This window comes from Pedobacter terrae (assembly GCF_900100705.1).
GTDB classification, from domain to species: domain Bacteria; phylum Bacteroidota; class Bacteroidia; order Sphingobacteriales; family Sphingobacteriaceae; genus Pedobacter; species Pedobacter terrae.
In genome coordinates this window covers 44,562-70,385 of record NZ_FNCH01000010.1, presented here as the reverse complement: position 1 = coordinate 70,385, position 25,824 = coordinate 44,562, and the positions used below count along the sequence as shown (strand labels likewise).

Annotated in this window: 18 protein-coding genes and 1 tRNA gene; 15 read left to right on the top strand and 4 right to left on the bottom strand. The window is 39.2% G+C overall.

The features are described 5' to 3' along the window. Positions 1-83 precede the first annotated feature (83 nt). The 11 genes from BLR60_RS13850 to BLR60_RS13800 all read left to right on the top strand — a co-directional run bounded on the left by BLR60_RS13850 (position 84) and on the right by BLR60_RS13800 (position 21,639). Positions 84-986, top strand: a complete 903-nt coding sequence (locus BLR60_RS13850) for an AraC family transcriptional regulator (protein ID WP_090500827.1) — start codon at positions 84-86, stop codon at positions 984-986. Between the two features lie 86 nt (positions 987-1,072). Continuing rightward, entirely contained in the window at positions 1,073-2,851 is a 1,779-nt protein-coding gene (locus BLR60_RS13845) for a DUF885 family protein (protein ID WP_090500825.1), read from the top strand. A gap of 32 nt (positions 2,852-2,883) precedes the next feature. Further along, on the top strand, positions 2,884-4,332 hold the full coding sequence (locus tag BLR60_RS13840) for an APC family permease (protein WP_090500823.1): 1,449 nt from the start codon (positions 2,884-2,886) through the stop codon (positions 4,330-4,332). Between the two features lie 76 nt (positions 4,333-4,408). Then, positions 4,409-6,703, top strand: coding sequence for a S9 family peptidase (locus tag BLR60_RS13835; protein WP_090500822.1), 2,295 nt, complete (start codon positions 4,409-4,411; stop codon positions 6,701-6,703). Between the two features lie 129 nt (positions 6,704-6,832). Continuing rightward, the gene (locus tag BLR60_RS13830; RefSeq protein ID WP_090500820.1) at positions 6,833-7,324 is read left to right on the top strand and encodes a DUF6265 family protein; all 492 of its coding nucleotides are present in this window, start codon (positions 6,833-6,835) and stop codon (positions 7,322-7,324) included. A 23-nt stretch (positions 7,325-7,347) separates the two neighbouring features. After that, complete coding sequence (locus tag BLR60_RS13825; RefSeq protein ID WP_090500818.1) at positions 7,348-8,133, top strand: NIPSNAP family protein; 786 nt, start codon at positions 7,348-7,350, stop codon at positions 8,131-8,133. Positions 8,134-8,880: 747 nt separating this feature from the next. After that, positions 8,881-13,008: a two-component regulator propeller domain-containing protein gene (locus BLR60_RS13820; RefSeq protein WP_090500816.1), complete on the top strand. Its 4,128-nt coding sequence runs from the start codon at positions 8,881-8,883 to the stop codon at positions 13,006-13,008. 226 nt (positions 13,009-13,234) lie between these two features. Further along, positions 13,235-16,417: a SusC/RagA family TonB-linked outer membrane protein gene (locus BLR60_RS13815; RefSeq protein WP_208600636.1), complete on the top strand. Its 3,183-nt coding sequence runs from the start codon at positions 13,235-13,237 to the stop codon at positions 16,415-16,417. A 5-nt stretch (positions 16,418-16,422) separates the two neighbouring features. Continuing rightward, on the top strand, positions 16,423-18,123 hold the full coding sequence (locus BLR60_RS13810; protein ID WP_090500814.1) for a RagB/SusD family nutrient uptake outer membrane protein: 1,701 nt from the start codon (positions 16,423-16,425) through the stop codon (positions 18,121-18,123). A gap of 21 nt (positions 18,124-18,144) precedes the next feature. Beyond that, positions 18,145-19,668 (top strand): glycoside hydrolase, encoded by a 1,524-nt coding sequence (locus BLR60_RS13805; protein ID WP_090500812.1) that lies wholly within the window; start codon positions 18,145-18,147, stop codon positions 19,666-19,668. 129 nt (positions 19,669-19,797) lie between these two features. Beyond that, the gene (locus tag BLR60_RS13800) at positions 19,798-21,639 is read left to right on the top strand and encodes a glycoside hydrolase family 35 protein (protein WP_090500810.1); all 1,842 of its coding nucleotides are present in this window, start codon (positions 19,798-19,800) and stop codon (positions 21,637-21,639) included. Between the two features lie 254 nt (positions 21,640-21,893). Here the strand turns inward: BLR60_RS13800 and BLR60_RS13795 are convergent, their stop codons facing one another. After that, on the bottom strand, positions 21,894-22,508 hold the full coding sequence (locus BLR60_RS13795; RefSeq protein ID WP_090500809.1) for a Crp/Fnr family transcriptional regulator: 615 nt from the start codon (positions 22,506-22,508) through the stop codon (positions 21,894-21,896). 402 nt (positions 22,509-22,910) lie between these two features. Between BLR60_RS13795 and BLR60_RS13790 the strand changes: the two genes are divergently transcribed. The 4 genes from BLR60_RS13790 (at position 22,911) to BLR60_RS13775 (ending at position 24,379) form a co-directional block, all read left to right on the top strand. Next, positions 22,911-22,983: transfer RNA gene (locus BLR60_RS13790), tRNA-Lys, on the top strand. Between the two features lie 374 nt (positions 22,984-23,357). Beyond that, positions 23,358-23,630, top strand: coding sequence for a site-specific integrase (locus tag BLR60_RS13780; RefSeq protein WP_090500805.1), 273 nt, complete (start codon positions 23,358-23,360; stop codon positions 23,628-23,630). A gap of 67 nt (positions 23,631-23,697) precedes the next feature. Continuing rightward, complete coding sequence (locus BLR60_RS24860) at positions 23,698-23,850, top strand: site-specific integrase (RefSeq protein ID WP_167354738.1); 153 nt, start codon at positions 23,698-23,700, stop codon at positions 23,848-23,850. A gap of 145 nt (positions 23,851-23,995) precedes the next feature. Continuing rightward, entirely contained in the window at positions 23,996-24,379 is a 384-nt protein-coding gene (locus tag BLR60_RS13775; RefSeq protein WP_090500802.1) for a YidH family protein, read from the top strand. 182 nt (positions 24,380-24,561) lie between these two features. On the opposite strand, the gene BLR60_RS24680 is transcribed toward BLR60_RS13775, so the two are convergent. The 3 genes from BLR60_RS24680 to BLR60_RS13760 all read right to left on the bottom strand — a co-directional run bounded on the left by BLR60_RS24680 (position 24,562) and on the right by BLR60_RS13760 (position 25,772). Then, on the bottom strand, positions 24,562-24,759 hold the full coding sequence (locus BLR60_RS24680) for a response regulator transcription factor (protein WP_143009086.1): 198 nt from the start codon (positions 24,757-24,759) through the stop codon (positions 24,562-24,564). 222 nt (positions 24,760-24,981) lie between these two features. Next, on the bottom strand, positions 24,982-25,545 hold the full coding sequence (locus tag BLR60_RS13765; protein ID WP_143009085.1) for a hypothetical protein: 564 nt from the start codon (positions 25,543-25,545) through the stop codon (positions 24,982-24,984). Then, positions 25,542-25,772: a hypothetical protein gene (locus tag BLR60_RS13760; RefSeq protein WP_090500796.1), complete on the bottom strand. Its 231-nt coding sequence runs from the start codon at positions 25,770-25,772 to the stop codon at positions 25,542-25,544. Before BLR60_RS13760 ends, BLR60_RS13765 begins: the two co-directional genes overlap by 4 nt. Positions 25,773-25,824 lie beyond the last annotated feature (52 nt).

The window sequence follows — 25,824 nt, the reverse complement described above, 5'->3', positions numbered from 1 at the left end:
CTTATCTGGGTTTTATTGGTTTATTTGAGTTAATATTTATATATTCAATTCATAATCAACAACCAAACCTAACTAACCGGATTATGAAAGTATTACCATTTACCATGCTTGTTCCTGACGACAAGAGTGTGATATCGGAACATATTGAGTTGCCTTATTTTTATCAGTATCTGCACCGCCACGATGAATGGCAGATCACGTATATCGAAAAAGGAGAGGGGACATTAATTGCAGGCAATGATATGCATGCTTTCCGGTCGGGTGATATTTTTTTAATCGGGGCAAAACTTCCACATCTGTTTAAAAGCAATCCCGAATATTTCGCCTCCGATAGCAATAAAACCATTAAGGCCTGTTCCATTTACTTTAATCCAAACGGTATTTTGGCTGCGCTATTTAATCTTCCCGAAATGAAACTGGCCAGTGCGTTTTTGGCTAAAAACAAACATGGTTTCAAAGTTCCGGCTGCGTTTGCTAAAAGCATCGTAAACAAAATGCTCAATGTGCACCAGGCAGCAGGAGTTGACGTATTGTTCAACTTTCTAAAATTGGTTAACAGTCTTCAGGATTTAAATGAAAATGTAGAGCCATTATGCTCTGATATGTATTCTTCTAACGTAACCGAAAATGAAGGTATGCGTCTGAGCAAGATCATTAACTTCATCACAGAAAACTACAATAGTCAGATTTCATTAGAAGATGTGGCCAATGCTGCGTTTATGACACCACAGGCCTTTTGCCGGTATTTCAAAAAACATACCGGCCATACGTTCGTATCATTTTTAAATGAAGTGAGGATTAACGATGCCTGCAAAAGTCTGATATCAGGAGAAAAAGCCGATTGTATTTCTGGTGTGGCTTATAAAGCCGGTTTTAATAGTATCACCAATTTTAACCGGGTATTTAAAAGCATTATCGGGCAATCGCCAAGAGCATATATCGATACTTATAATAGTGTAAGCAGAGTAAGTTATATAGGCGCTTAATCCAAAAGAAACATTTTTTATATTAATTAAGTTCACCATTTTTTTAAATGGAGGCAAATGCTATTTGCCTGTTTTAACCAAACCGAATGCAAAACAAATTAAACTTTTTCGCCATTTTTTTAATCTTGGGTCTGTTCTCCGGCCCTTTTGCATCTGCCCAAACTTCAAAAGAAAGTTTATACGAACAAACCAGCGAACTGGGGACGTTGATTGTAAGTTACCAGAGGGATGTTGATGCCATTAACGATTTCTACTACCCGTATTCCGCAGGGGGTACTTATTCTTATCCGAAAGAAACCTTTAAAAGTCCGACACAGAGAAAACGCCTGCAGGATATTGATCATGATTATTTAAGCAAGTTAAAGACGGCCAATTTTGAAAGCTTTAGCATTTATGGAAAGGTAGATTATATTCTCCTTAAAAAGGATATAGAATCTTCGGTTTGGCTTTTAAGTAAAGAAGAAGCAGACTATAAGGCCCTTTCGAAGTATTTTACCTTTGCCGATGCCATTTATGCACTCGAAAACCTCAGAAGAAGAGGTGCCTATAAAGATGGTGCTTTGCTGGCAGTTGAGATAGACGGAATAACAAAGCAGGTTGATACCCTAAATCTAGGTTTTAAAAAAGGGATACTAAAACCCGATCAGCTTAAAATGGCAAGGGCCATCAGCTTGAGTTTGAAAGACCGTTTAAAGGGCTTCTACCAATTTTATATGGATTATGAGCCTGGTTTTACCTGGTGGGTACCTAAACCTTACGAAAAGTTGGATCTTGCGTTAACCAATTATGCTAAACTTTTTAACGGTAGTGACGGTACTGAACTTATCGTAAAATCAAATAAACCAGAAATTAAAGGAACACCTATTGGAAGGGAAGAACTGATCAGGCAACTAAATGCAGAGCTTATTCCTTACACACCAGAAGAACTGATCAAACTTGCCGAAAAAGAATTTAAGTTTTGCGATGAAGAGCTTCTGAGGGCATCAGCGGCTATGGGTTTTGGTAATGATTGGAAAAAAGCTCAGGAAAAAATCAAAAACAGCTATGTACCTTTAGGTAAACAACCAGAATTGATCGTAAAATTACAGGATGATGCCTTAAATTTTATCAAAGCCAATGATCTGATCAATATTCCGGCACTTGCTGAAGAAACCTGGGGCATGGTCATGATGTCGGCCGAACGCCAGTTGGTGAATCCGTTTTTTACAGGCGGGCGCGAAATCAGTATTTCCTATCCAACCAATGCGATGGAGGAAGACGATAAGTTAATGAGTATGCGGGGTAACAATCCTTATTTTTCAAGGGGAACGGTACAGCACGAACTTTTACCTGGTCATCACTATCAGTATTTTATGAATAGCCGTTATAAAAGCTATCGCGATCCTTTTAAAACCCCTTTCAGCGTAGAAGGCTGGCCATTATATTGGGAACTTTTGCTCTACGATAAAGGTTTTGCCAAAACGCCTGAAGAAAAAATGGGCATGCTCTTCTGGCGGATGCACCGCTGTGCCAGAATTTTGTTTTCGCTGAACTTTCACCTGGGAAAATGGACCCCTCAGCAGTGTGTCGATTTCCTGGTAGACCGTGTAGGACACGAAAGGGCCAATGCAGAAGGCGAAGTACGCAGATCTTTCAAAGGCGATTACAGTCCGTTATACCAGGTAGCCTACCTCACCGGGGGTCTCCAGCTTTTTGCGCTGAAAAAAGAACTGGTAGACAGTGGTAAAATGAGCTTTAAGGATTTTCATGATGCCGTGATAAAACAAAACCTAATTCCGGTAGAAATGATCAGGGCTACATTAACCAATCAGCCTTTAACCCGCGATTTTAAAACCTCATGGCATTTTTACGATCAGCTTAAGTAAATAAACACCTTCGAACCACCAAGCAAAAAAACATGACTGAAAACGAAACCACACAATTTAAACCTTCGCTTAAGCTGATGGATGCAACGATGCTTGTAGCCGGAAGTATGATCGGCTCGGGTATTTTTATTGTCAGTGCAGATATTACCCGCAATGTAGGCAGCTCGGGCTGGCTATTGGTGGTTTGGCTGCTTACAGGCTTTATGACGCTAACGGCTGCATTGAGTTATGGTGAATTAAGTGCCATGTTCCCAAAAGCGGGCGGACAGTATATATATTTAAAGGAAGCATACAACCCGCTGATTAGTTTTCTTTATGGCTGGAGTTTTTTCACGGTAATCCAAACGGCAACCATTGCCGCAGTAGGTGTAGCATTTGCCAAATTTACCGCTTATCTGGTACCTGCCTTAAGTGAAGATTTGGTGGCCATTGATTTAGGCTTTTTCACCATCTCACCCGCCCAACTGTTGGCCATTGGCGTAATTATTTTACTTACCTATATTAACAATAGGGGAGTAAATGGCGGTAAAATAATCCAAACTAGCTTTACAGTGGCTAAGTTGTTAAGTTTATTTGGTCTGATCGCTTTTGGACTTTTCTTCCTTGATAAAGGAATCTGGAAAACCAATTGGGAAAATATGTGGGCTTTGGGACCACTATCTTCCGATGGAAGTATAGGTTCTTACACTACTTTTGCGGCCTTTGGAGCTATTGCTGCCGCAATGGTAGGTTCCATATTCAGTAGCGATTCCTGGCATAACGTTACCTTTATTGCCGGAGAAATTAAAAACCCCGCACGCAATATTGGTTTAAGTTTAGCCTTAGGAACCATCATTGTAACGGTACTCTACATCCTTACTAATGTGATGTATACCGGAGTACTTTCATTAAATGAAATTGCCCATGCTGATAAAGATCGGGTGGCGGTTTCTGCTGCCAACCATATTTTCGGTACAGCAGGTACCATCATCATTGCCCTAATGATTATGATTTCAACCTTCGGTTGTAATAACGGTTTAATTATGGCTGGTGCGAGGGTGTACTACTCCATGGCCAAAGACGGGCTATTCTTTAAAAAAGTGGGTACACTTAACAAAAATGCAGTCCCTGGATTTGGATTATGGATCCAGTGCATTTTTGCTTGTTTGTGGTGCATTAGCGGAAAATATGGCGACCTGCTGGATATGATCTCTTTTGTGGTGGTGATGTTTTACATGCTTACCATTTTCGGAATTTTTATCCTCCGTAAAAAACGCCCCGATGCAAACAGACCTTATAAAGCTTTTGGTTACCCGGTGCTACCGATCATTTATATCTTAATGGGACTTGCCTTTTGCATACTGCTGATCATTTTTAAGCCCAAATTTACCTGGCCAGGATTAATCATCACTTTAATGGGAATTCCGGTTTATTACCTCATTAAAGGAGGTATCGTGCGTCAGGAATTGAAAACGAAAGATCGGGTAGATGTAAAGGGTTAAAATATTAACGGTATTCATCAAAATTTAAAAAAGACCTGCGAAACAGCAATACTATATTTACCACAAAAAATCTGTAATGAGCATTTACGCCAACCCTAAAAAATCAATAGCCTTTATTTTATTAAGTTTTGTTGCCGTTCAATTGCTGGCACAGCAAGTAAAGTTGCAACCTTATGCGCCTAATGCTAATGAAGTGGCAGCTGCTTACCAGTTATCTTTAAAAATGGATACTACTTTACGTAATATTCCAACCAATAATGACATTATTCCTTTCTGGAAAAAAGATGGTACCGCATTTTGGTATAAAAAGAATCTCCCTAACAAAACATGGGAATATTATTATGTGAATGCGGCAACGGGTAAGCGCCAGGTTGCATTTGATCATGATAAACTGGCACAAAATATAGAGAAGGTTACTGGTAAAAAACAGAATCCATTAAAAATTGAGCTTGCAGCGCTATATTTTGCCGATCATGGTAATCACGCAAAATTAAAATTTTCGGATAAATGGTATCAGTTAAACCTGAACGATTATAGTTTAACCCATACAAACGATAGCAATATTTATCGGTACAATGCCAGGCGGCCTTTACAACAACGCAGATCGCGCTGGCAAGGAAACCGCGAGATCGAAAAATCGCCTGATGGCAAAAGTGAAATCCTGATCCGCGGTGGTAACCTTTTTGTAATTGATTTAGCAACAAAGGCAGAAACCCAGTTAAGCACTGATGGTAATGCCGATAAACCTTATGGAGACTTTGAATGGGCGCCTGATGGTAAAAACATTGTTGGCTATAAAATTGATCCTAAAGAAATTAAAAACGTTCATTATGTATTAAGTTCTGTTCCCGGCACTACACGTGGCGTGTTAAAAACGAGAGAATATGCGCAGCCCGGTGATGACTTTACTGCTTATCAGCCCTATGTTTTTAATGTAGCCAATAAAACGGCCATTAAAGTAGATGCAGATCCGATTGATTTCTTTGATGCACCCCAACTGCATTGGCGCGGCAATAACAGCAGATATTATACTTATGAGAAAGTGGATAGGGGGCACCAGCGTTTCAGAGTCATTGAAGTGGATGTTTTAACAGGGAAAACCAAAAACATTATTGATGAGAAAACCAAAACCTTCATTTATGAAAGTCGGATTTATACCAGATACTTACCTAAAACAAATGAAATATTGTGGACGAGCGAGCAAGATGGCTGGCAGCACCTTTATCTGGTAAATGCCTTAACCGGAAAGCAGCAGTTAATTACGAAAGGAAATTATGTAGTTCGTGATATTGATAGTGTAGATATCGTAAAACGCCAGGTATGGTTCAGGGCAAATGGCATGCATGCTGGCGAAGATCCTTATTTTATGCATTATTATAGGATTGGCTTTGATGGAAAAGGTCTGGTTAACCTCACACCCGAAAAAGGCAACCATAACCTCAGCTTTTCTCCAGATCGCAAATATTATATCGATACCTACTCTCAGGTAAATGTACCTTCAGTGAGCGAATTAAGGCTTACGGAAAGCACAAAAAAGGTAAGCGAAATAGAACATGGAAAAACAGATGCTTATTTAGCGACAGGGGTTAAACTGCCCGAAGTGTTTGTAGCCAAAGGAAGAGATAATAAAACCGATATTTGGGGCATTGCTTGCTTCCCTTCGAAAATGGATCCGAACAAAACTTATCCTGTAATCGAAAATATTTATGCAGGTCCGCATGATAGTTTTGTGCCAAAAAGTTTCCTGCCGGCCAGTGAAATGCAGAGCATTGCCGAATTGGGTTTTATCGTGGTGCAGATTGATGGAATGGGTACAGCTAATCGCTCCAAAGCTTTTCATGATGTCTGTTGGAAAAATATAGCTGATTCCGGATTTCCTGACCGGATATTATGGATGAAAGCGATGGCGGTTAAATACCCAAATGCTGATATCACCAGGGTAGGGATTTATGGCACTTCGGCTGGTGGACAAAGCTCTACTGGTGCACTATTATCGCATCCTGAGTTTTATAAGGCCGCCGTTTCTGCCTGTGGCTGTCATGATAACCGCATTGATAAACAATGGTGGAACGAACAATGGATGGGTTATCCGGTAGGACCGCATTATGGCGAACAATCTAACATTACCAATGCGGGTAAATTACAGGGCGATCTATTTTTAATTGTGGGTGAAGCAGACGAAAATGTACCACCAGAATCGACCTATCGACTGGCCGATGCCTTGATCAAAGCCAATAAAAATTTCGATATTTTAAGCATTCCAGGCATGGGACACAGCGATGGTGGTGTTTATGGACGTAGACGTAAGCGTGATTTCTTCGTGAAACATTTATTAAATGCCGAAGCACCAAACCCGAATATTTCAAAGTAGCTTTGGTCGTTAGTTTATTGGTCATTGGTTGATTCGTCATTGCAAACTGCCAATTGTTAATTGTCAACTGCAAACTGATAACTTAATAATTGAAGATAATTGGTTATTTTAGCTGTAATAAATTACGCTATGAAAAATAACTTTTTGATTTTGGCTTTCTTATGCTTTTCTGTTCCTGCTTTTGCGCAGTTAAAGAAAGCTACAGTAAAAGATTTGGCATTTATGTCCGGAACATGGGTACAGAAAAGTGACTGGGGAGATTTGGAAGAATTTTGGAGTGAACCAAATGGTGAGAGCATGATGAGCAGCTTTAGGTGTGTTAAAAATGGGAAAGCCTTATTTTACGAATTTGTAGTCATTGAACTGGAAGAAGGTTTCCCGGTGATGAAGATGCGGCATTTTAACCGCGGAAATGTTGCCTGGGAGGACAAAGAAAAGCCGCTGCTTTTTCCGCTGGTAACCTTAAAAGGAAAACTTGCTGTTTTTGAAATGAAAGATAAATCGGTGCGGCTAAGTTATCAATTGATTGCTAAAAATAAATTAACTGTGGTGCTGGAAGAAAAGGATAAAAATGGTCAGTTAAAAAAAGATTTTTTCAGTTTTAACCGAAAACTTTATTAATTTTCCATCTTAATTATCCTAACATGTTGCCAAAAATCAAAATATCTTGTCTGTTTTTATTTGTACTGTTATCGGGCGCATTTGCGGCTCATGCCTCAATAGATTTCTATCAGATCAAAATTTATCACCTGAAAACCGATGCTCAGGAAAAAACAGTAGATGATTATTTGCAAAAGGCATATTTGCCTGCATTACATCGCAATGGAATAGCCAAAGTTGGTGTATTTAAACCAATTGTAAGTGATCAGACCGGAGTTAACGAGAAACTGATTTATGTATTTATTCCGTTAAAATCGCTTAATGGAGTTTTGGAATTGGATAAAAAGTTGGCCAAAGATCAGCAATACGCGGTTGATGGTAAAGCCTATCTGGATGCAGCCTATACCGATGCCCCTTTCGAGCGGCTGGAATCTATTGTATTAAAAGCTTTCGAAAATGCGCCCCATTTTATGTTGCCCAATCTAAAAGCACCAATGAAAGAAAGGGTGTATGAATTAAGAAGTTATGAAGCACCGACGGAGCAATACTTTCAGAACAAAGTTCAAATGTTTAATAAAGGCGATGAGATCGGTTTATTTAAAAGATTAAATTTTAATGCCGTATTTTATGGAGAGGTCATTGCCGGAAGCCGCATGCCTAACCTCATGTATTTAACCACTTTCGAAAATAAAACCGATAGAGATGCGCATTGGAAGGTCTTTTCGGCTGATGAATACTGGAAAAAACTATCGGCTATGCCAGAGTATCAGCACAATGTTTCTAAAAACGATACCAAATTTGTTTACCCAACAGACTATTCTGATTTTTAAGGAAGGCAAAAGCTTAAAGACTAAAGCTTAAAGGTAAACTACATGCCATGGAAATCTGTGATTCCATAGCCAAAGATAATGGCAACTATAAAGATCCTGGAACAACTTACCATTGACAGACTCCAATTGAAAGATCGTCATCTCGACCGGAGCAACGCGAAGTGGAGAGATCTTTTTGCCAGATTATTCATTTAAATGCCGTCACTCATATTGCTTTGCAATAAGTTATCCTCAGGATGACGACTGCGTGGCTTGACTGGAAATCTTAATTTTCTTAATTCCGTGCAAATATGTGCTTCCCCGCCTGAATGGTCGGGCAGGCGTGGCAAATTAGTGCAACTATAAAGATCCTGGAACAACTTACCATTGACAGACTCCAATTGAAAGATCGTCATCTCGACCGGAGCAACGCGAAGTGGAGAGATCTTTTTGCCAGATTATTCATTTAAATGCCGTCGCTCATATTGCTTTGCAATAAGTTATCCTCAGGATGACGACTGCGTGGCTTGACTGGAAATCTTAATTTCTTCACTCCGTGTAAATCTGTGCTTCCCCGCCTGAATGGTCGGGCAGGTGTGGCAAAATGAGCAGCTACAAGGATCCTGAAACACCCGTCCGACTGGCCGGGCGGAAGTTCAGGATGACGATTGCGGGGATGACGCGTACAGGAATTGAACAATACTTTAGCAAATCGTATCTTTACACCCGTAAACTGATTTTTTGCTATCCTGTCGGTTTGCCTTACTAATGATGAAATTTATCAAAGCATTTGGTCTTATTGTGCAATGCTTGCTGTTTTTTAACGGCGTTAATGCACAGGTAGTTGATCAAACTGCTATTCCAGAACATTATGTGCTAAAAACATATGGCATTAACGATGGTCTCCCTTCTAAAAATACCACTGTTGCTTTAAAAGATAAAAGAGGTTTTGTATGGATAGGTACAGAAAATGGGCTCTGTAAATTTGATGGTTATTCTTTTAAAATTTATGTAAACATTGCCGGCGATAGCACTTCCTTAACCAATAACTACATCAACGCAATAGCTGAGGATAACCACGGGGTTTTTTGGGTGGCTACCATGAATGGACTAAACAGATTTGACCCGGTTACCGAGAAATTTGAACGCTTTTATCATAAAGAAAACGATAAAACTTCGCTCAGCAATAATAAGGTATGGTCTCTATTGATTGACAAAACAAATAAATTATGGGTAGGTACCGATGATGGGTTTAATCTTTACAACAAGAAATCAAAAACATTTACGGTTTATCAGCCCGATGCAAAAAATACATATGCCATTAAAGGAAAATCGGTCAATGCCATTGCAGAGGATGGATCTGGTAATTTATGGCTGGGCAACTGGAGCAATGGACTGAACAAATTCGATCAAAAAACAAAGCGGTTTACCAGTTATATGCAAAAGGAAATCGCCAGTCAAAAAAATCCAAACGACATCTGGACCCTCTGTATCGACAATGAGGGCATGATATGGATCGGGTGTTATTGGAAAGGCGATCTGTTCCGTTTTGATCCGAAAAGGGAAATGTTTACCACTTATAATAGTGGGAAAACAGGTAATTCTGCAGTATTTAATGTTTTGAGTTTAGGTGCCGGAAAATTACTGGTAGGAGGAAGTGCGGGGATATTCTGGGTAAACACAAAGCTCAATAAATGGGAGAAAATAGATAACCTCGAATTTTTTGCCAATGGCAGCTTTTACCGCGATAAAACAGGGATGATCTGGCTCTGTGGTAAAAATGGTCTCAGTAAAATCGATTTTAATCAGTACAAATTTAATTTCATCTCACTCCCTTTCGGACAGGCAGAAATCAAATCAATCATTAGTGATAAGGGCAATTTTTGGCTGGGTACCAACAAAGGCCTTTATCAATATCATCCGGATAACCGCTCCATTACCAGGCTTTCGCACAGTAGTAACTCAAATAGTTTATCCAGTAACGATATTATTAACCTGTCTGTCGATTTAAAAGGTGATTTATGGGTAATGAGCGAGAATGGGTTTGACTATTATAATGAAAAGGAGAACAAGTTTGTACATCACCACCATCGTTCGGCACTCGGCAGTTTTTTTAACGAAGATGTTTTTAGAGATCTGATAGAAGTAAACGATGGCGAATATTATTTAGCTACGGATGCAGGTTTAAAAATCTATAACGATCAAACCAAAGCTTATACGCATTATTATAACGATCCTAAAAATTTAGGCTCATTAAGTAATAACCATTTAAACTGCCTGTTAAAAGATGCGCAGGGAAATATCTGGATTGGAACCTATGGAAGTGGCTTGAGCCGCTTTAATCCAAAAACCAAAAAGTTTACGAATTATAGAATCGATAATTCAAAAAGAGGTGGTATTAGCAATAATATTGTAATAAACCTTTATCTGGATTCGCATCAAAATATTTGGATCTGTACCCGCGATGGATTAAATAAATATGTAGCCAAAACAAATACTTTCGAGGTATATTCAAAACAAAATGGTTTTGCCAGTAATGTTTTTACTGATTTGGTAGAAGACAATAATGGCAAGCTATGGGTAACTACCGAGCAAGGCATTTCGCTTTTCGATCCGGTATCCAAAACGGTTAGAAATTATGACGAAAAGGACGGTGTTTATGCCAATGAGGCCATTTGCAAAAATGCAAAGGGAGAAATTTTTGTGGCGGGTAATAAAGGCATCGTTTATTTTAATCCACAACAACTCAAATACAATAAAGAAGCGCCTGCAGTTTACTTTTCTGATTTTTCTATTTTTAACAAACTAATTCTCCCAGGAAAGGATTCTCCTTTAAAATCGCCTGTTTATATGACGAAAAGTATCACCCTGCCTTACGATCAGAGTGTGCTTTCATTCGGTTTTGTAGCCCTGAACTATACACTCTCAGAAAAAAACCAGTATGCTTATTTTCTGGAAGGTTTTGATAAAAAATGGAATTATAGCGGTAGCGAACATAAAGTAACCTATACCAACTTAAATCCCGGTAAATATACTTTAAGGATCAGGGCATCAAATAACGATGGCATTTGGAATATGACCGGAAATTCGATCCAGATCATCATTACGCCACCTTGGTACCGTACCTGGTGGGCGTTTGCTTTGTATGGTTTGGCTTTCTTTGGTCTGGTATATGCCTATCTTAAATATCGAGAACGCCAATCTAACTTAAAATTTCAGATTAAACTGGCTCATATAGAAAGTGAAAAAGAAAAGGAGCTGAGCGAGAAGAAACTATCCTTTTTTACCAACGTATCACACGAGTTCCGTACACCGCTTACCTTGATTATCAATCCGGTTAAAGAACTTTTGTATAAAAATGACAATAATGTTGATACTACTGATTTAAATATTGTGTACAGGAATGCCAAGCGACTGCTAAGTTTGGTAGATCAGCTGTTGTTATTTAGAAAAGCAGATACATATGGCGAAAAGTTAAAAGTAGCACCAATAAATCTGGTGAATTTGTGCAGGGAGGTATTTCTTTGTTTTATACACCAGGCCCGGTCAAAAAATATAACGCTGGAGTTTAGCTGTGCCGATGAGATGATTACGCTTTATGCTGATCGTGAGAAAATGGAAATCGTGTTTTTTAACTTGCTTTCCAATGCAATAAAATTTACACCAGATGGTGGTCATGTTAAAATGATCGTTGATAATAGCCAGGAAAATGTAATCATCATTGTGGAAGATTCCGGCTGTGGTATTGGAGAAGTAGCAGGAGAGAAACTTTACGAAAAGTTTTATCAGGATCCCGGTAATAAATCGGCTAAAGGTGGTTTTGGCATTGGTCTATATCTTGCTAAAACTTTTATTAAAATGCATGGAGGTACTATAAACTATACCAGTGTAGAAAATAAGGGTACCACCTTTAATATTGCTTTGTTACGGGGGATCAGTCATTTTAAAGACGCCGTGATATTGCAGGAAGCATTAGTAGATAGCGAATCTTCATTGTTCAAAGAACTGATAGAAGACGAGATCAGCGCCAACAAAGTTGTCGAAGCAGCCGAAGGTCGTGTGATAGATAACCAGCTTACCATCGAATCAAAAAGCATGCTTATTATTGATGATAATGTAGAGATCAGAGCATACCTTAAACAGGTTTTTAAAATGGATTACCATCTTTACGAAGCCAGTAATGGCGAAAAAGGTTACGAAATGACGAAAGAGCTCTTACCGGATATCGTGATCTGCGATGTGATGATGGATGGTATAACAGGCATAGAACTTTGCAGCAAGATAAAAGAAGATGTTTCCATTTCTCATATACCGATTATTTTACTGACGGCCATATCTGCACCAGAGGTTAAGCTTAAAGGAATAGAGGGTGGTGCCGACGATTACATTAGCAAACCTTTCGATAAGGATTTTTTAAAGGCACGGGTAGCCAGTATATTAAAGAGTAAAAATGCGCTTCAAAAGTATTTTTATAATGAAATTACACTCAACTCGAACAGCACCAAAATCTCTGCCGAATACAAAGAGTTTTTAGATAATTGTATCCGCATTGTAGAAGAACATCTTACCGATCCTGATTTTAATATCGATACCTTATCAACCGTATTGGGGATGTCGCGATCTAATTTATACCGTAAAATAAAATCCATTTCAGGTCAGTCTGCCAATGGGTTTATCCGTTTCATCAGGTTAAGGAAAGCGGCCGAAATTTTTATCAGTACAGATAAAACCATTCAGGAAACATCTTACCTGGTAGGCATTACCGATCCCAAATATTTTAGAGAGCAGTTTTATAAATTGTTTAATATAAATCCATCACAGTACATTAAAAAATTCAGGAAACCGTTTTCCAATCATATCCAAATAAATTCAGCAGGCAAAAAAGGCAAACCATAACCCTGCTCGTTTATCGGTTTTCCAAAATATGCCTTAAAACCTCATTTGGGCCGTAATCCGGTCTGTTTACCCCTTAAATTTGGATTGTTTGTACCCTTTTAATATGGCTGGTTAGCACTACTTTAGCCGCCTACTAAGCGGTTCTATAACTATAAAATCTAATAACAAATCTGTTATCTAAATTATAGATCTGATCTGCTAACCAAATATTAATGTGCAAACCAAAATGAGAAAAAAAAATCTGAAGGAATTTTCACCTTTAAAATTCTTTAAAATTAAAGCATTGGCTTTTCTAATTATCTTATCAATTAGTTTACCTGTAACCGCTTCTTCTTTTTCTGTATGGACAGAAAAAATGAAAGTGGCGCGCGAAATTGTGGTAACGGGTACTGTTACAAGTGACGGAGCGCCATTTCCGGGAGTAGCGGTTAAAATTAAAGGGACCGAAAAAGCAGTTCAAACCGACGCGAAAGGCAAATTTAGCATTAGTGTGGCAGCCACAACAGACGTACTTGTTTTTTCTTACGTCGGCTACAACAGTCAGGAACAGACCGTTGGCAATAGAACAACCATTAATGTGCAACTTGTTTCCGATACCAAAACACTGAACGAGTTGGTTGTGGTGGGTTATGGAACCCAGAAGAAAGCAACCCTTACCGGATCAATATCGCAGGTAAAAGGGGCGGATCTTGTAAAAAGCCCTCAACCTAACTTATCCAACTCATTAGCTGGACGTTTTTCTGGCGTAGTAATTAATAATAGAGGTGGCGAGCCTGGTTTTGATGGTTCGAACATCACCATTAGGGGCTTAGCTACTACGGGAAGCAATAACGTGTTAATCGTTGTAGATGGAATTCCCGGACAAATTGGTGGACTGGAGCGTTTAGATCCCAATGATATTGAAAGTGTTTCTGTATTAAAAGATGCCTCTGCCGCTATTTATGGTAACAGAGCAGCTAACGGGGTAATTTTAGTCACTACAAAAAAGGGTAAAACAGGCAAACCAACTATTAATTATAGTTTCAACCAGGGTTTTAGCTCGCCAACCAGATTGCCTAAAATGGCAGATGCTGCAACTTATGCGCAAATTATGAACGAGATCAACTTCGATTCTAACCCTTCAGGCGGACTTAATCAGGCTTACACGGCAGATCAGATCGAAAAATTCCGTAACGGTTCTGATCCTTTATTATACCCTAATACCAATTGGATCGATCAAACATTAGAAAAAACAGCTTTACAGAGTCAGCATAGTCTTTCTATTAATGGTGGTGGTCAGGATGTGAAGTATTACATGTCGTTAGGAACGGTTTCACAAGATGGCTTGTATAAAAATGGTGCAACCAAATTCAACCAATACAATTTCCGTACTAATGTAGATGCGAACGTTTCTAAATACCTTAAAGTTGGTTTATCGGTGTCGGGCAGACAAGAAAATCGCGTGTATCCTCAGGTTGCAGCCGGCGATATTTTTAGATCTATTTACAGGGCAAAACCTATTGTAGCTGCTTATTATCCAAACGGTTTACCTACAACAGGTATAGAAAATTCAAATCCTGCGGTGCAGGTTACCGATATTGGTGGAACCAGTAAATCGCCAACACAGGTTTTAAATGGTATTTTAAGAGCTACTTTTATTGTTCCAGGTGTAGAAGGCCTTTCTGTTGATGGTTTCTTCTCGGCTGATAAATCTAATGTATTTACCAAAAGTTTCAACAAACCCTATCTGTTGTACCAATACGATGCTACCTCTAAAACTTATAACAGTGTAATTACAGGCGGTAATAACCAAAGAGCTACCCTGACTGAGAGCCAAAAAAATGAGTCGTTGCTTACTTCAAATATTAAGTTGAACTATGCACGTCGTTTTAATCTGCACGATATCAATGCATTTGTGGGATATGAGCAAAGCGAAAACCTTTTAGAATATTTCGATGCACAACGTTTTAACTTCCTGTCTACCAATTTGCCCGAACTTTCGCAGGGTGGAGCTGCTGCTACCGATTATCTAAACTCTGGTTACAGCACAAACTATAACCGCAAGAGTGTAATTAGCCGTTTAGCTTATAGTTATGACGATAAATACCTGTTTGAAGGACAATTACGTATTGATGGATCATCTATATTCCCGGATGGTAAACGATATGGTTATTTTCCTTCTGCATCTGTGGGATGGGTGATGTCAAAAGAAAAATGGTTCAGCGATAATGTTAAATTTGTTGATAATCTAAAAATCAGGGCCTCATACGGTGCATTGGGTAACGATAATGTGAAAGGTTTCCAGTATTTTGATAATTATGTATTGGTTGGAAATGGATTTGTAGCTCAAAGTCCGGGCGCCACATCATCAACCATACAACCAGGCGTTAACCTGGTTAAATTGGCAAATCCAAACATTACCTGGGAGGTAGCTAAAAAGCTTGATATTGGTATTAATGCGACGGTGTTTAAAAACTTTAGTATTGAGGCCATTTATTTCCAACAAAAAAGATCTGATATCTTAACCACACGTAATGCATCATTGCCAGGTTCTTCAGGTATCGTAAATCCATTTAATGATAACAGCGCCAACTATACGCCATTAGTACCTTCAGAAAATATCGGTAAAGTAAATAATACAGGTTTCGAAGCTACTTTAGGTTACAACCACAACGGCGAAAACTTTAAATGGAATGCATCGGGCAACATTACTTATGCTAAAAGTAAAGTAATCTTTATTGATGAAGCCAGTGGCACGCTAGATTATCAGCGCCAAACAGGTGGGCCACTAAATACTAGTCTGCTTTACAATGCCATAGGTATATTTAGAACGCAACAGGAGTTAGACGCTTATCCGCATGTTAGTGGGGCTAAAATAGGCGATCTTAAATACCTGGATTACAATAATGATGGAGTAATAAATGCCGATGACCAAACCAGAACGCCATATAGCAATACGCCTCAAATTACTTATGGATTTACGCTTGGTGCTTCTTATAAAAACTTTGATTTATCAATCTTATTGGCTGGACAAACACAGGTAAGCCAGTATGTTTTACCAGAAGCGGGTAGTGTGGGTAACTTTTACAGCAGTTGGGCAGATAACAGGTTTAGTGCAGCAAACCCGAACGGAACTTACCCTAGGGTAACCGACCGCTCTTCTAATGCCATTAGCGGTGGGCAGTTTAATAATACTTTCTGGTTAAATGATGCCTCATTTTTAAGGCTTAAAAACGTAGAACTTGCCTATAACATCAAAGCCAGTTTCTTAGATCGCATCAATGTTTCTGGAGTAAGGGTTTATGCCAGTGCCTTTAACCTATTTACCATTTCTAAAGTTAAAGATTACGATCCAGAAGGAAACAGCGGTAGCGGACAGTTTTATCCACAACAACGCATTATTAACCTGGGTGCCAACATTAAATTTTAATCATCATGAAAAACAAATCAATATATATAACACTTTTAGGCCTGTCCCTTATCTCAGGGACTATGGTGGGCTGTAAAAAAGAAATTTTAAACGTAGAACCAACCGATATTCTTTTGCCTGCTACCATTGAAAGTGATACAACAGCATTAGAGGCTTATATAACCAACCGATACCTGGGTACACGTTTGCAGGATAAAGAAGGTGACGGATCTGTGCCAGGTTTCGGCAGAGGTTTTGAATATAGTATGTGGAGTTCTTTTACCGACGAATCTGTTTATAATAATGATGATGCAACCTGGTTGATCCAGAGAGGACAGTTGGCACCTGAAAATTTAGGAAGTGCTGGTGTATATTGGGGTAGGAGTTATCGCGGTATTAGAGAATGTAATTATGCACTATCAGTACTGTCCAAAATTGCAATGAGTGCAACACATAAAAAACAATTGGTAGCCGAAATTAAATTTATCAGGGCTTTTCGTTATCAGGATTTAATCAGAAACTATGGCGGTATCGTTTTAATGGGCGATAAGATCACCGAACTTTCGGACAATCTACAAGATCCGGCATTGTTTCAGCGTGCTTCGATTAAAGAATCTATAGATTATGTAGCTGCTCAGCTAGATCAGGCTGCTGCAGATTTACCTTTGGATAATAGTGGCAGCTGGTTAGCTGGCAGGGCCACTAAAGGCGCAGCACTTGCACTTAAATCTCGTTTATTGTTGTATGCTGCAAGTCCGTTATATAATGCAGGGACCTGGCAGGCAGCTGTTTCGGCAGCTCAGGACGTTATTTCTTTGAATAAATATGGAATTTATACCGGTGGATACGCAAACTTGTTTTTAACTGACCAAAGCAATGAAGTTATTTTTGCAAGGTTGTTTACCAAAAATGCCAACCATACTCATTTAGAAATTGCCAACGGACCAAACGGTTATGGCGGCTGGGGAGGCAATTTACCAATGCAGAACCTGGTTGATGATTATGAAATGGCCAATGGTAAACCGATTACCGATCCTACTTCTGGTTATGATAGCAATGAGCCTTACAAAGGTCGTGATCCACGTTTTGCAGCAACCATTTTATATAATGGCGCAGCATACCGCGAGCGTAATATTGAAACTTTTGTTCCGGGAGGAAAAGACAGTAAAGATGGAAATGATAACTGGAATACCAGTAAAACCGGCTATTACCTTAAAAAATATATGAATGATGCCTATCCATTGCAAAACCCTTGGGGCAACGCAGGTTTCCAGCCATGGATTTATTTTAGATATGCAGAAATTTTGCTTAACTATGCTGAAGCGGCTAACGAAGCTTACGGACCTGACGCTGTTCCAGCCGGATCTACAATGTCGGCCAGACAAGCCATCAATATGGTAAGGGCAAGGCCGGGTGTTAATATGCCAGAATTGGCTGTAGGTCTTACGCAGACACAAATGCGCGATGCCGTTCGCTATGAACGTCGGGTAGAACTTGCTTTTGAGGAACATCGTTATTATGATGTGAGAAGATGGAAAATTGCAGACGTAACCGAAAACAAACCTGCTGGCGGAATGATTATTACGAAGACAGCTACAGGTTTTACTTATACGCCTAAAGTGGCTTTAGACGGACGTAAGTTTGAAACCAAACATTACTGGTTACCTATACCTAGAGCCGAAATTTTAGCATCAGGTGGTAAATTGCAGCAAAACCCTGGTTATTAATCAATAGAAATAATTGTTTGCATGTTAAAGTCATTCCCACATCTCAACCGTTTTTTTATCTGTCTGGCATTGTTTTTATCTGCAGGAACAACGCTTGCACAGGAAACTGTTTTAAAAGTAGAAATAGATCCTGCCATCACATTCCAGACCATAGAAGGCTTTGGTGCTTCTGATGCCTGGACTTGTCAGTTTGCTGGCCTTTGGCCGGCAGAAAAAAGGGATAGGATGGCCGATTTACTGTTTAGTACCCAAACTACAAAAACGGGGCAACCCTTGGGCATTGGGCTTAACATGTGGCGTTTTAGCATTGGTGGCGGTAGTGCCGCCCAAGGTAAGGCAAGCGATATTGGCGACGAATGGCGTCGTCAATACGCTTTTTTGCAGCCAGATGGCACTTATGACTGGAACGCCATGCCCGGACAAACCTGGTTTTTAAAAGCAGCCCAAAACCGTGGTGTAAAACAGTTTATCGGTTTCGTAAATAGTCCGCATGTACTATTTACCAAAAACGGAAAAGCCTATTCTACAGATGGCAATTGTAACCTGAATTTTGATAAACTTCCTCAATTTGCCGATGATCTGGCTAATACCATTAAAGGAATAAAAAAAACAACCGGAATAGAATTAAATTACCTTAGCCCGGCAAACGAGCCACAGTGGAAATGGAATGAGCACAATCAGGAAGGCTGTCCGTACAACAATACCGAACTTGCTCAACTTTATAAAGGTGTGAATGAAGCTTTGGTTAAAAACCGGCTAAAAACCAAAATACAGATAGGAGAGGCTGGTCAGCTCGATTATTTATACGATAAAGGAAACCCTACTAAGGGAAACCAGGTACAACAGTTCTTTAATTCGTCATCGCCCAATTATGTCGGCAACCTTTCTAATATAGACCAATCTATTTCCGGCCATAGTTATTTTACCACCAGTCCGGTAGAAAAATTTATTTCGGTCCGTAAAAAAACAGCTGAAGCCGTAGCGCAAATAAGAGGTTTAAGATACTGGATGTCTGAATATTGTGTGCTGGGTGATGAAGTGCTTAAAGGCGAAAAACGCGATCTGGGCATGGTAACTGCCCTTTTTATTGCCAGGTTGATCCATCATGATCTGGTGATATCCAACGCTACCTCTTGGCAGTGGTGGCTGGCCGTATCAGCAGGTGATTATAAGGACGGTTTGGTGTATATCGACAAAAATAAAACAGATGGACAGGTTTATGATAGTAAACTGTTGTGGGCCCTGGGTAACTATAGCCGTTTTGTTAACCCTGGCAGTAAGCGGCTTCAGGTTAAAACCCTGGGTACAGATGTACCTCAGGTTGATGTATCATCCTTTCAGCAAAATAGAAAAATCGTAACCGTAGTGGTTAATCCTACCGAAAACGATCTTGATCTCAACATGCAGGTAAAGGGAAATAATCAAAGTTTTATACAAACCTACGTTACATCAGATCAATATAGTTTATCGCCCTACAAACAATATCGGGATACCAAACATGTACGTATTCCTGCTAAATCTGTTACCACTGTCATCAGTAATTAACGGATTAATTTGAAATGATCACGTTCCTCATTTTTTAAGTTCATAACATTTAATTTGTGCTGTAAAGCATTTGGTAAGATGATATGGAAAAACTATGCTTTTGATTTTTAAATAATAATACCTCTTTTAATGAAACCTACCTTAAAACACGTATGGATTAAAGTAATTTTAATTACTTGTTTTGCCAGCTTTGGTGCATTTGCACAAGTTAAGCATACTTTTAAACTGGCAGACGCTGTTTTTCTGCTCGATAACAAACCCTTTCAGATCATTTCCGGAGAAATGCATTATCCCCGCATACCGAGAGCGGCCTGGCGCGATAGAATGAAAATGGCTAAAGCGATGGGCTTAAATACCATTGGTACCTATGTGTTTTGGAATGTGCACGAGCCGCAGAAAGATCAGTTCGATTTTTCTGGTAATAATGACATTGCCGAATTTGTTCGTATTGCAAAAGAAGAAGGTTTGTGGGTATTGCTTCGCCCTAGTCCGTATGTATGTGCAGAATGGGAATTTGGCGGTTATCCGTTTTGGTTGCAGAACATTAAAGGTTTACAGGTAAGAAGTAAAGAAGCACAATATTTAAAAGAGTATAAGGAATATATTACAGAGATTGGTAAACGTTTAGCTCCATTGCAGATCAACCATGGTGGCAACATTTTAATGGTGCAGGTAGAAAATGAATATGGTTCTTATGGAAATGACAAAGAATACCTGAAAATTAATGAACAGCTGTTTAAAGATGCCGGGTTTGATGGTGTACTTTCTACCTGCGATCCGGTTCCCGCGTTAGAAGGTGGACACCTGGCAGGTTTGCTTCCAGGCGTTAACGGAATTGATAATCCAACTCAGATCAAAGCACTGATCAACAAATATAACAATGGTAAAGGTCCTTACTTTGTGCCAGAATGGTATCCGGCCTGGTTCGATTGGTGGGGAACGAAACATCATGAGGTAGATCCAAAAACATATGCCAATAAACTAGATACTGCACTTAAAGGAGGCATTTCCATCAACATGTATATGTTTCACGGCGGTACCACCCGGGGTTTTATGAATGGTGCAAACTATAACGATTCTACTGCTTACGAACCACAGACGAGCAGTTATGATTACGATGCACCTTTAGATGAGGCAGGTAATGCCACACCGAAGTTTATGCTTTTCCGCGAGGCGATTAAAAAGAATTTGCCTGCCAGCCAGGTTCTTCCTGATGTACCTGTTGCTAAGCCTTCAGCAGCATTGCCTGCCATAACCTTAACCAAATCTACAAACATCTTTAGCCTGATCGGAAAGCCAAAATTAAGCGAACATCCGTTAACTTTCGAAGCCCTTAACCAGCCTTATGGTTTTGTGTTGTACAGCAGTACCATAAAAGGCGGACGTAAAGGTGTAATTAAAATCAACGAACTCCGCGATTACGGATTGGTATATATCAATAAAAAACTCGTTGGTGTTTTAGACAGAAGACTTGATCAGGATAGTTTAGCAGTTAATCTGCCTGCAGGCAATGTACAACTGGATATTTTGGTAGAAAACCTGGGGAGGATCAACTTTGGCCCTTATCTGCTTAAAAACAACAAGGGGATTACCAAAAATGTAACTTTTAATGGTCAGGAAATTAAATCGTGGAAAATGTACCCGTTACCATTTGATAAAATAGATACCCAAAAACTACCGGCTAAAGTAAACAGCCAATCTGCAGCGGTACTTAAATCGGGTTCGTTTAATTTAACAAAGGTTGCCGATACGTATTTAGATATGCGCCAATGGGGCAAGGGACTGGTTTGGGTTAACGGACATAATTTAGGTAAATACTGGGGTATTGGGCCACAGCAAACCATATATCTGCCGGCAGAGTGGCTGAAAAAAGGAAAGAATGAAATTGCAGTTTTTGAAATGCTTAAACCAAAGCAAAATACATTAAATAGCTTAGCTAAGCCGATTTTAAATGAGTTGAAAAGTAAATAGTATCTCGTCTTTTCAGGATAATAAAAGCCATTACGTAAAATGAAAGCGTAATGGCTTTTTTTGGAAGTTATCCTGAGGAAAACTTTATTGCAAAAAAATCAATATGATTGACAGATAAGTTTATCAGGTAATATCCCGCGGACTAGTAGATTTTGTAAGTGGATTCTCCCAATGTTAGGTACCAAGGATCTTTCAATTGATAGATTCTTCACTGCGTTTAGAATGGCAGTTTAAATTTTTTCCGGCTCATCCAGTTAAGATTTGTTCCTGATTCTGCTTAATGTTTCTAATCTCATACCTACAAACGAAGCTACATACTTCAATGGCACACGGTTAATCAGGTGCGGATAGGTGACCAAAAACCTTTGGTAACGTTTTAATGCGGTAGGAAGCCTGCAGATAAAGGCCCTTTCAGATGCCCCCTGAAAATAACTTTCGGTCATTTTTCTGCCGATATAGTTGGCTATTTGGAAATTATTGTAAAGCTGTTTCGTCATTTCATGTGGAATGGCAATTGCAAATACAGGATCTATCGTTTCAACATATTCATCAGAGCTTTCATTCTCCCATAAATTCCTGATGGTTCCGGCCAATTCATTTTCTGCAGCAATCCAGGTGGTAATTTTTTTATTTCCCATTTTAAGGTAGCCATGTACGGCGCCTTCTAAAATCAGAAAAATGTAACGATTGCGTTTTAATGGCGATGCAATATGTTTGTTTTTAGCAAAACGAACTGGGAATGTGTCGCGGTTAATGATATCTTCCATTTCTGGAGTAAGCGCATGGTAAGACCGAAAGACTGAAATAAGTGGAGAAAAACCACCAAGCGCAGCCCATTTATCTTCGCCATAAATATTTTCAATATTCATTAGAAAAAAGCGGGTTTGTATTTAAAAGTGAAAATAAGTACGAAAATAAAAAAATCCCATATTTTATTTACACCCATAGGAATGTTGCCGACCACTACAAATTTATAAAAAATATATAATAATGAATAGGGGGGGATGGCCTAACTTTAAGCTGGTTTTATAGGTAATTATGGTGTTTAGGCTAAGAAAATATTTTTCTTAAATAATTTTATTGATTTCTGGTTAAACCACCTTCTAAAAATGAAATAGATTGATTTTTTTTGTTGATGTTTAATCAAATGATTTCTAAATATTTAACCTCATTTTATGATGTTCATGTTAACTTTCTATTAAATATTTTGCATTTACCTTTTGCAAGATTGAATTTAATTCCTAACTTCGCAGCCTCGAAAGGGACAAAATGATTCCGTAGCTCAGCTGGTAGAGCATTACACTTTTAATGTAGTGGTCCTGGGTTCGAATCCCAGCGGGATCACAAGAAACAATATCAAAGAGAAATAAAACCCTGCAAATCAAATGATTGCAGGGTTTTGCTTTTAGGGGTTATACCAAAATATGCACGAAATCGCATATAAAATTTGCGTAATTCGGAGCGTCGTTCTTATAATATCAAACTCCCCTAATTCGTGTTAAAAAATTGATATTCAACTAGTTTAATAGATAAACATCTTGTATGAATGAAACTGCAAAGCTATTTTTCACGAGTTTATTGATGGTTTTGACTTCTACCTGCATACGGTGAAGGAAAACGATACCAATACCGCAAACAAGCATATTAAAAATCTCAAAAAGATCGTAAGCATCTGCCGGAAATATAAATGGATCAGTACCGACCCCTTCTTTGGCCATATGCTAAAATCCAAGCCTGTTCACAGGGAGTTTTTAACCGCTGACGAATTGCAGAAGATTACCCAAAAACAGTTTACTACTGACAGGTTATCGCAGGTACGGGACTTTTTTCTTTTCAGTTGCTATACCAGACTTTCCTATGCGGATGTTCAAAAACTTAAACTAGCCGACTTAAGTATTGGGGTTGATGGTGAAAGGTGGATATTTACCTACCGAAAAAACAGATACACGAGTAGCAATACCCTTGCTTCCAATAGCGGCCAGTATCCTTGATAAATATAAAGATCACCCTTATTGCCTCCATAACAACAGGGCGTTACCAATCTCTAGCAATCAGAAAATGAACGAATACTTGGTTGAAATTGCGGCACTTTCAGGGGTAAATAAAACATTGGGCAACAAGATAGCCAAACGGACTTTTGGGACTACGGAAACTTTATTGAACGGTGTAACTATCGAAAGTGTATCTAAAATGCTTGGACACAATTACTGAGCATTTTCTCAGACCAACATAAATCAGCTTAACGTTGATCTAATCAGGATAATGGAAAGGCAAATCAAGAGGTCGATGTGGGTTATTAAACCATAGAAAGAAAACCATTTTTGATAAATGGGTGTTCAGTTACAAACACAAAATAATGAAGGATATACATAACGCGGGTACGCCTGGAGACCATCTGGCCAATGAGCGAACTTTCCTGGCCTGGATCAGGACAAGTATTGCCGTAATGGGCTTTGGTTTTGTAGTGGTTAAGTTTTCACTTTTTATCAGACAGATTGCACTTGCACTAGGTACAAAGGCTTCTGTGCACCAGACTGGTAATTCCCAACGGATTGGCATATTACTGGTCGCGCTTGGGACGTTAACCATCATATTCTCCTTTGTCCGTTACTTAAAAACGAAGGCACAACTGAATAGTGGGCATTACTATCACTCAACATTATTTATAAAAGTAATGACGGTATTGATATTTGTCTCAAGCATAGCCCTGCTCGTCTATTTAATAAAAGCAATTGCATAGTAATAGCCTGCTCATCATTCCCTTTCTTTAAGCAGGCTCCTGATTTTTAATATTAGTTCAAAGATATTGAAGGCTTTGAAACAAAATCATCGGCAGCACACATTTTCTTCATCATATAAATATCCTCATGGGCACTCATCATGATAACAGGTATATGCCAAGTTTTTTCGTCTGACTTCAACTTATTGCATAGCTCTAAACCGTTTCCGTCCCCCAATAACATCCAATAAAAAAAGATCCGTCGGGCTATTGGCAGCTGCGGCCATAAATGACGCTATTGATGCATATTCCATGACCTGAAAATTTTCATCTTCAAGCAGGAATTTCAGCATGTCCCTGATACTCTCATTATCTTCCAGCAATACAACCTTTTTTCTCATCTGCGGTGTTTATAGTAATTCATTTCTTTTTAGAAAATCCCGTTTGTTCATTTAGGCATTCCAAAAGCCTTTTTAGAAATCTTTGCCTTGATTCCAGGTCTGCAGATGCCATATCTCCGCCCAACCAAGGGTTTTTCAAAATAATTTTTCCGACCGACTCATCAATGCACCTGTTTTCTTTCACTTTTACCATAATAATTTAAATTGAATTAAGTTTCCAGATCATCTGTTTTTACCTATTGCAAAAGCCAGACGCAGGCCAAAAAAAGAAACCTGCCCACCGCTACCTTTCCATCCTTCATAACGCAGACCAAGATCTGCTCCATAACTTTTCGAAAAAGGCAGATAAACGCCAAGGGTCGGGCCGTAGGAAAAGGATGAACTGATCCTATCCCCTAGGGTATTGGCAGTGCCCACCTCAATTGCGGCATAGTAAATCCCTGCGAAATAATATTTAGCCCCCAGTTTTATGGGTAGTACACCATTTGCACGGGTCTCCTCTCCGTTATAATCAAGGCGTTTTTTGACATCATCCCTATAACGAAAAACCATATAACCGGCAGAACCAGTAAGATTAATAGCGCTTGCAATATTATATTCCGCCTTAACCGAAGCACCGTAACCATTGACATACACCTTGGCTGTTTTTCCTGTTGGAAAGCCCATGACAAAACCCATGGATATTTTAGAGAAGGCAGCGTTACCCTGCGCCTGTACCATTGCGGCCACTAGTAAAAAGACCGCTATCAAACAAAACTTCGATGTCCATTTGCCCGAAGTACTCATAAGGAAACCCTGGTAAAAAGGTTCAACTCGTTTATTATGCGCTCCAGATATGGAGCAAGTTTAAAATCCCTGGAGATGAAGGACGTAGCTCCCTGTTTTCTGCATTCCCAAACCGTCCCAAGGAGTTCTCCCTCAATGTAGATCTGGTTGCATTTTTTCTTCGGTATATCTATACAAACGTGCATACCATCCATTTCAAACTCATGGTTGAATTCTAAATTTTTCATATTTTCCTTTTTTCTTATCTGACTAATAAAAAGATTTGCCAGGCGGATTGCG

Bases quoted from the DNA above. Each gene is read 5' to 3' on its own strand.
- BLR60_RS13850 (WP_090500827.1), top strand. From the start codon at position 84: ATGAAAGTATTACCATTTACCATGCTTGTTCCTGACGACAAGAGTGTG.
- BLR60_RS13845 (WP_090500825.1), top strand. From the start codon at position 1,073: ATGCAAAACAAATTAAACTTTTTCGCCATTTTTTTAATCTTGGGTCTG.
- BLR60_RS13840 (WP_090500823.1), top strand. From the start codon at position 2,884: ATGACTGAAAACGAAACCACACAATTTAAACCTTCGCTTAAGCTGATG.
- BLR60_RS13835 (WP_090500822.1), top strand. From the start codon at position 4,409: ATGAGCATTTACGCCAACCCTAAAAAATCAATAGCCTTTATTTTATTA.
- BLR60_RS13830 (WP_090500820.1), top strand. From the start codon at position 6,833: ATGAAAAATAACTTTTTGATTTTGGCTTTCTTATGCTTTTCTGTTCCT.
- BLR60_RS13825 (WP_090500818.1), top strand. From the start codon at position 7,348: ATGTTGCCAAAAATCAAAATATCTTGTCTGTTTTTATTTGTACTGTTA.
- BLR60_RS13820 (WP_090500816.1), top strand. From the start codon at position 8,881: ATGATGAAATTTATCAAAGCATTTGGTCTTATTGTGCAATGCTTGCTG.
- BLR60_RS13815 (WP_208600636.1), top strand. From the start codon at position 13,235: ATGAGAAAAAAAAATCTGAAGGAATTTTCACCTTTAAAATTCTTTAAA.
- BLR60_RS13810 (WP_090500814.1), top strand. From the start codon at position 16,423: ATGAAAAACAAATCAATATATATAACACTTTTAGGCCTGTCCCTTATC.
- BLR60_RS13805 (WP_090500812.1), top strand. From the start codon at position 18,145: ATGTTAAAGTCATTCCCACATCTCAACCGTTTTTTTATCTGTCTGGCA.
- BLR60_RS13800 (WP_090500810.1), top strand. From the start codon at position 19,798: ATGAAACCTACCTTAAAACACGTATGGATTAAAGTAATTTTAATTACT.
- BLR60_RS13795 (WP_090500809.1), bottom strand. From the start codon at position 22,508: ATGAATATTGAAAATATTTATGGCGAAGATAAATGGGCTGCGCTTGGT.
- BLR60_RS13780 (WP_090500805.1), top strand. From the start codon at position 23,358: ATGCTAAAATCCAAGCCTGTTCACAGGGAGTTTTTAACCGCTGACGAA.
- BLR60_RS24860 (WP_167354738.1), top strand. From the start codon at position 23,698: ATGAACGAATACTTGGTTGAAATTGCGGCACTTTCAGGGGTAAATAAA.
- BLR60_RS13775 (WP_090500802.1), top strand. From the start codon at position 23,996: ATGAAGGATATACATAACGCGGGTACGCCTGGAGACCATCTGGCCAAT.
- BLR60_RS24680 (WP_143009086.1), bottom strand. From the start codon at position 24,759: ATGAGAAAAAAGGTTGTATTGCTGGAAGATAATGAGAGTATCAGGGAC.
- BLR60_RS13765 (WP_143009085.1), bottom strand. From the start codon at position 25,545: ATGAGTACTTCGGGCAAATGGACATCGAAGTTTTGTTTGATAGCGGTC.
- BLR60_RS13760 (WP_090500796.1), bottom strand. From the start codon at position 25,772: ATGAAAAATTTAGAATTCAACCATGAGTTTGAAATGGATGGTATGCAC.